Raw genomic sequence first — 3,829 nt, forward strand, 5'->3', positions numbered from 1 at the left:
CCCGCTCGACGGGGGCGCCGGCGCCGATGCCGACACCGAAGACCGCCTCGAACTGGCGCGGAGCGATGCGGACAACCTGGCGCAGGTGCTGAACAAGACCATCGTCGCCTGGATCGTCTGGATCAACATGCCGGCCGCTCGGCCGCCGGCGCTCGCCTGGGAGATCGATGCCGAGGAAGACCTCACGGCCCGCGCCGATCGCGACGGCAAGGTCAACGCCATGGGCTTCGATCCGAGCGAGAAATACATCAACGAGACCTATGGCGGCGAATGGACGAAGAAGGCGACACCCGAGCCGGCGCAGCTCGGCGCCGATGGCTTGCCGGTGCCCGCCCAGGACGCGGAATCCAATCCGGAAAACCCGTCGTTTGCCGAGCAGCACGAACATGCGCCCCCGGCCGGGCTCACCGAGACGCTGGCATTCGCCGGCCAGGCGGCCGACCAGGCCGACAAGGTCATCGCCGGTTGGGTCGACCAGGCGCGAAAGATGTTCGCCGATGCCGGGTCGCTGGAGGAGGCGCGTGATCGGCTGCTCGACCTCTATCCCGGCATGTCGGGCGGGATGTTCGCCGAGGTGATGACCCAGGCGATCGCCGTTTCGAACCTGGCCGGCCGGGAAGGCGTCGGTCGTGGCAAATGACGCCGACGCCGGCGACGACTATGCGGCGCTCCCCTTCAAGGAAGCCCAGGACCATCTGAGGGCCAAGATCAACCTGCCGTCGGCCAAATGGGCCGACGTGCTTCATGGCGCCCATACCCAGGCTTTCACCGTCGCCGGCGCCACCAAGGAAGGCATGCTGGTCGACTTCCATGCGGCGATCCAGAAGGCGATCGACGACGGCACGACGCTCGCCGACTTCCGGCAGGACTTCGACGGCATCGTCCAGAAATACGGCTGGAGCTACAACGGCGGCCGGGCCTGGCGCACGCGCCTGATCTACGAGACCAACCTCACCACGGCCTACTCGGTCGGCCGCTACCAGCAGATGACCGATCCGGACGTGCTGCGCGTCCGGCCGTTCTGGATGTACCGGCATTCCGATGCGGTGAAGCATCCCCGGCCGGAGCACGTCGCCTGGAACGGCCTGGTGCTTCGTTACGACGATCCGTGGTGGAAGACGCATTACCCACCGAATGGCTGGTATTGCCACTGCACGGTCGAGCCGATGTCGCTTCGCGAGCTGCGGGCGCTGGGCAAGAGCGGCCCCGACCAGGCGCCGGCGTCCGACGACAGCCTGGTCACGCTCAACACGACATCCGGACCGCTGCAGATCTCCGTCCCGAAGGGCGTCGATCCGGGCTGGGGCTATAATCCGGGCGAGGCGGCGCATGGCCGGCCGCCGGACAGCCCGATGCAGGCGTGGGAGGATGGTCAGAAGAAATGGGAGCCGCTCCCGCCGTTCGATCGCCAGGACCCAGCCCGCACCGCGCGGCTGCCGGTCGACGAGCCGACCGCGAAGCTCGGGCCGACCACGGCCAGCTCGGCCGAGATGATCGCGGCCGTGAAGCGCGCGATCGGCGCCGACAGCGCCTCGATCCCGTTGCCCGACGGCTCGACCGTCCAGGTCGACGCCACCGACCTCGGCGCGCACCTGGCGCTCGATCGCGGCCCGTTCATTCCGTTCCTGCCCGAGATGATGTCGAACCCGGCCGAGATCTGGCTCGCGTTCGAGCGCAACCTGGTCGACGGCCGCGTCGTGCTGCGCAAGCGCGTCTTGAAGGTGATCCACACCGGCAAGCAGCGCGGCCTGGTGCTGGTGATCCAGTCGGTCGCCGGCCGGCTCGAAGCCTGGACGTTCTTTCGCAGCAACGACCCGAAATACATCGAGCGCCTGCGCATCGGCCGGCTGATCTGGTCGCGGAATGTCGAGTGAGGAGGTCCTGACGATGCTGCCGTCACGCCGCCGGGCGAGGGTTGTCGGGGCAGCATCCCAACCGCACGCCTTCGGTAGGACATAGATTAGCATGGCCGGCCTACCGTTCAAGCTGACCGTTACCGACAAGGACGTGCTGCGCGCGCTGGGCGACCTGGCGCACAAGGACGGCGGCCTGGTCCGGGCGAGCCTGAAGAACATCGGCATCGCCATGGTGAAGTCGGTGCGCAAGCGCTTCGACGCCGAGCAAGCGCCGGACGGCACGCCATGGAAGCAGCTGTCGCCAGCCTACAAAGCTGGGAAGAAGGGCCAGAAGATCCTGCAGGAAAGCGGGATGCGCGGCGGGCTGCTGGGCACGATCGTGTGGCAGCTGCAGGGCAGCGACAAGGTCGCGATCGGCACCAACAAGAAATATGCGGCGGTCCACCAGTTCGGCGCCACGATCCTGCCGCGCAGGGGCGACTTCCTCGTGTTCAAGCTCGGCGGCCGCCTGGTGTTCGCCCGCAAGGTCGTGATCCCGGCCCGGCCGTTCCTCGGCATCTCGGTCGCCGATCGGCAGACCATTCTCGACACGATCGAGGATGTCGCCGCGGCGAATTGGAGCGGGACGGCCCATCCGTGAGCGCGTCCCACGCAATGCCGGCCTCAGTCTGGCGACTGCTCCAAGCCATAGTCGAAGTTTTTGACGATCTCGTGTCCCCCGAGATCAAACTCCAGGTAATTCTGAGCCCCGACCGAATATTCCCAGACCGTCCAAGTCAGGGTGCCGAGGGCGGGATGGTCGACTTCGCCCTCGTATTCAAGCTCGTATCCCATTGAGCGCTCTTCCGAACTGACACGGTTCCACTCCAACCTGTTTGACCCGATCCGATATACGGTCCCCGTATCCTTGTGACGGACCTCCGCGATCCCTCTGCAAAATGTCTTCATCTTCAATTAACTCCCATTGATGCGCATCAGTGCGCTTCTCGGAATGTAGCTCCGCGAAACGGCAAATCCAGTCGACCAGGGATGCGCCCAGATGGCCCTGCGGAAAATCGATGCCCAAGCGTCTCGGAGGGTGGAAGCGCCGATCGGCCGTCCATCGCCGGCTTGCGCGCCCAGCCCCCGTTACCTAGCCGTTACCGACCGCGTTCGCCCCCGACCGGGGGAGGGCAAATCGCCGCCCCGGCCGGACCGCATCGGCAGACCTTAAATCGCCCCCGCGTTCGCCCGAAACTGCAGCCTCAATCAGACCGAGGGTGCGAGTGGACGGCATCGAGATTTTTCGGACGGGGCAGCATACCGCCGTCAACGGTACGACGATCACCGTCACGCCCGAGATCCTGGCCGGCATGGCGGCATCCTACGACCGATCGGTGCATGAGGCGCCGATGGTCGTCGGCCATCCCAAGTCCAACGCGCCGGCCTATGGCTGGGTCTCCGGCCTGATCGTCGACGGCGATCGCTTGATCGCGGCGCCTGACCAGGTCGACGCCGAGTTCGAGGAAATGGTGCGGACCGGGCGCTTCAAGAAGCGCTCGCCCAGCTTCTACCTGCCGGACAATCCCTCGAACCCGAAGCCCGGCACCTACTACCTGCGCCACGTCGGCTTCCTCGGCGCCCAGCCGCCGGCGGTCAAGGGCCTGAAGGACATCGCCTTCGCCGAAGATCCGGACGCGCTGGAGTTCGCCGACTGGGACCCGCTCGCCCAGGTCCAGCTGATGCGCAACCTGCGCGACTTCCTCATCGGCCAGTTCGGCCAGGACAAGGCCGACCAGGTGCTTCCGTCCGACCTGCTCGACCAGCTGCAGTTCTCGGCGGCGCAGCCGTGCCCCGATCCCGATCCCGACCCCATCATCCCAAACTTTGGAGAGAAACCCGACATGGCTACGGCCGAAGAGCTTGCCGAGCGCGAGCGCCTGCTGACCGAGCGAGAGACCAAGCTCGCGAAGGACGGCGTCACGCTGCGGCGC

At 66.5% G+C, this 3,829-nt stretch carries 5 protein-coding genes; 4 read left to right on the forward strand and 1 reads right to left on the reverse strand.

Features of this window, described 5'->3' with window-relative positions; translation table 11 throughout:
* The 3 genes from VGV37_RS29920 to VGV37_RS29930 form a co-directional block, all read left to right on the forward strand.
* On the forward strand, positions 1 to 640 hold a 640-nt coding region (locus VGV37_RS29920), incomplete at its 5' end, for a phage portal protein family protein (protein ID WP_326883536.1).
* On the forward strand, positions 630 to 1,874 hold the full coding sequence (locus VGV37_RS29925; protein ID WP_326883537.1) for a PBECR2 nuclease fold domain-containing protein: 1,245 nt from the start codon (positions 630 to 632) through the stop codon (positions 1,872 to 1,874). The genes VGV37_RS29920 and VGV37_RS29925, both read left to right, overlap by 11 nt.
* Positions 1,875 to 1,965: 91 nt before the next feature.
* Entirely contained in the window at positions 1,966 to 2,496 is a 531-nt protein-coding gene (locus VGV37_RS29930) for a phage virion morphogenesis protein (protein WP_326883538.1), read from the forward strand.
* A 23-nt stretch (positions 2,497 to 2,519) separates the two neighbouring features.
* Here VGV37_RS29930 and VGV37_RS29935 read toward each other — a convergent pair whose 3' ends face one another.
* Positions 2,520 to 2,690, reverse strand: coding sequence for a hypothetical protein (locus tag VGV37_RS29935; RefSeq protein WP_326883539.1), 171 nt, complete (start codon positions 2,688 to 2,690; stop codon positions 2,520 to 2,522).
* 431 nt (positions 2,691 to 3,121) lie between these two features.
* Between VGV37_RS29935 and VGV37_RS29940 the strand changes: the two genes are divergently transcribed.
* The coding region (locus VGV37_RS29940; RefSeq protein ID WP_326883540.1) for a hypothetical protein at positions 3,122 to 3,829 on the forward strand (708 nt) is incomplete at its 3' end.

The organism is Aliidongia sp., from assembly GCF_035943795.1.
GTDB lineage: Bacteria > Pseudomonadota > Alphaproteobacteria > ATCC43930 > CGMCC-115725 > Aliidongia.